The following is a 2,601-nucleotide window of genomic DNA, read 5'->3' as shown; positions in this document are numbered from 1 at the left end:
CACAGCCTGGCCGCCCACCGACCGCTCGGCTCGATCATGCGAGCGCGGCTAAGCACCTACAAGGCGCTTTCAGCCTTTCGACACCAGCACAACAACCTGGCCGAGCAGGAGCCTCGGTCGCTGAATGACGTCCCGGATTGAGCGCGCCAAGGCGACGGGACTTGCCATGAGTTTTTTCAAACGCGTATACCGCAAGCTCAACCCCGAGAAAAAACCGGACCTGGAGCTGCGTTCCGGCATGGCGCAGAACATCTGCCGACGCTCTGGCTGATCGGCAAAACCGGTGCGGGCAAATCCATTCTCATTCAGGCCGTGGCCGGGCTGAGCGATATCGAAGTGGGCCGGGGTTTCCGCCCCTGTACCGAAACGGCCATCCGCTACGACTTCCCTTTACACCAAACACCAGTCAGGCACTGTGCAAGCCCTTCAGATTGGCCTCGTTACTCAGGGCGGGAAAAGGATTTACCAAGCTTGGTGAAGTCATAGCCGTTCTTGGCCTACTTAAACTCCACCATCTCGCTCTCCCTACTGCCGGCCAGCAAACGCTGCAGTTGCTGCTGGGCATCCATCTGTTGTGCATGTTGCACTAGTTGATCTTTTTTGGCTGGGTAGTCGATTCCCTTCAAATACGTCGTTACATTCGCAGGTGATTCGCCGCCAGCACCTCGTGTCATGTCGATTCTCCTCTTCCAAAGAGGCGAGGGCGGAAGTCAGAGTCCCGCCCTCGCCAAGTCGTTCTGCTCAATATCGCTTAGCTGTTGTGTCCGCCACCGTGGCTGTTTTCGCCACCTTCCTTGCCAGCTTCGGAAGCTTCTCACGATCGTTGGCGAAGTTTCCACCGCTATTCTGGCCACCTTTTTTGTCGCTGGTTCCAAGGCTTGCCAACGCCGGAGTTGATCGCTGGCCACGTGACCTGCCCAAGGCCAGCGACCACGCGCCCACCTGGATCGAGCTTGATCTGGTTGTCTAGAAGCAGCCGATGCCACTCGTCGGTGATCCCGAACTCCGATTCTCCCTCATTGCCTAGATCGAGACAGGCAGATTCCTGCCTCAATCCGAGACGAGAGGAACGCTATGAAAGCCGTAATCTACAATGGACCGCACGACGTCAGTGTCAAAGACATTCCCGATGCAAAGATCGAAAAGCCCACTGATGTTCTGGTGCGCATCACCAGCACCAACATCTGCGGCTCCGATTTGCATATGTACGAAGGCCGCACCAGTTTCGAGGCCGGCCGGGTGTTCGGCCATGAAAACATGGGTGAGGTTATCGAAGTGGGCGGGGGAGTAGACCGGATCAAGGTGGGTGATTTCGTTTGCCTGCCATTCAATATCGGCTGTGGCTTTTGCGAGAACTGCGAAAGAGGCCTTACCGGGTTCTGTCTTACTACCAATCCCGGTAGCGCTGGCGCCGCTTACGGCTTCGCTGAAATGGGCCCGTATCTCGGGGGACAGGCTGAACTGCTGCGCGTGCCCTACGCCGATTTCAACTGTCTGGTACTCCCCGAAGACGGACGGGAAAAGGAAGACGATTACGTCATGCTTTCCGATATTTTCCCGACAGGCTGGCACGCCACCGAGCTAGCCGGGTTGCTGCCCGGCGAGACCGTTGCTATTTATGGCGCCGGTCCTGTGGGCCTGATGGCCGCCCATTCGGCGATCATCAAGGGGGCGTCAGAAGTGTTTGTCGTCGATACCCATCCCGACCGTCTGGCGCTGGCCGAAAAAATGGGCGCTAAAGCTATCAACGCGGTAGGCGATACGGCTGTCGAACAGATCATGAATCTCACCGATGGACGGGGTACCGACAGGGGCTGCGAATGTGTGGGTTACCAGTGCTGCAGCAAACACGGCCATGAAGACAACTCTCTCACGATGAATAATCTGGTGGCGAGCACCCGGCCCACCGGCGGTATTGGAGTAGTCGGCGTGTTTGTGCCGCAAGATCCGGGCGCACCAAACGACTTGGCCAAGGAAGGTAAGATGGCGTTCGACTTCGGCAGCTTCTGGTTCAAGGGGCAGCAGATTCGTACCGGCCAAGCCAATGTCAAAGCCTATAACCGTCGCCTGGCCAAGCTGATACACACCGGCAAGGCGAGCCCCGGGCAGATTGTTTCCCACCATTTGAAGCTGGACGAAGCGCCCGGCGCCTACGAGAAGTTCGATTCCCGAGCTGATGGATGGACCAAGGTGGTTCTCAAGCCGGGCGCTTGAACCCGTCGTCAGCAAAAAAAGACCGGCTAAATCGCCGGTCTTTTTTTGCCTTGCCGGCTGGGGGACACAAAACCATGATCTGCTGCCGGGGGGCTTTGTCACCGCGTTAACCATCGAAGAGGGCAACCCCGGTGACAAGACGCTGTTTGTTCCGGTTCTGGATTTTCATCGGTCTGTCCTGGGCAAGCTGCCCCGTTCCGTGGTCGCCGATGGCGGCTACGCCAGTCAGACGAATGTCGCGGCCGGACGCGCCAGGGGGCTCAAGCATGTGGTGTTTCACAAGCCTGTTGGCGTATCGCTCACTGCCATGGGCGTGAAGTCGAAAACCTCTCATGCATTACGTCATTTCAGAGCCGGCGTCGAAGGCAATATCTCGGAGTGAAAAGG

General features: G+C 57.7%; 2 protein-coding genes and 2 pseudogenes. 2 read left to right on the top strand and 2 right to left on the bottom strand.

Features of this window, described 5'->3' with window-relative positions:
* Window positions 1-497: 497 nt before the first annotated feature.
* Window positions 498-674 carry a DUF2795 domain-containing protein gene (locus tag NA637_RS24605; protein WP_256075149.1) on the bottom strand — a complete coding sequence of 59 codons (177 nt, stop codon included), beginning with the start codon at window positions 672-674 and terminating at the stop codon, window positions 498-500.
* Between the two features lie 77 nt (window positions 675-751).
* Window positions 752-861: pseudogene (locus NA637_RS24600) on the bottom strand (general stress protein); the annotation flags it as partial.
* Window positions 862-1,074: 213 nt separating this feature from the next.
* Here NA637_RS24600 and NA637_RS24590 point away from each other — a divergent pair.
* Window positions 1,075-2,214: a glutathione-independent formaldehyde dehydrogenase gene (locus NA637_RS24590; protein ID WP_256075148.1), complete on the top strand. Its 1,140-nt coding sequence runs from the start codon at window positions 1,075-1,077 to the stop codon at window positions 2,212-2,214.
* 91 nt (window positions 2,215-2,305) lie between these two features.
* Window positions 2,306-2,593: pseudogene (locus NA637_RS24585) on the top strand (ISNCY family transposase); the annotation flags it as partial.
* Window positions 2,594-2,601 lie beyond the last annotated feature (8 nt).

Source organism: Stutzerimonas stutzeri (assembly GCF_024448935.1).
GTDB classification, from domain to species: domain Bacteria; phylum Pseudomonadota; class Gammaproteobacteria; order Pseudomonadales; family Pseudomonadaceae; genus Stutzerimonas; species Stutzerimonas stutzeri_AO.
Note: the sequence above shows the minus strand (reverse complement) of the source record. Positions and strands in the feature narration are given on the sequence as shown.

What these genes read in the sequence shown, in the direction of transcription:
- NA637_RS24605 (WP_256075149.1), bottom strand. Translation starts at nt 674, where the DNA reads ATGACACGAGGTGCTGGCGGCGAATCACCTGCGAATGTAACGACGTAT.
- NA637_RS24590 (WP_256075148.1), top strand. Translation starts at nt 1,075, where the DNA reads ATGAAAGCCGTAATCTACAATGGACCGCACGACGTCAGTGTCAAAGAC.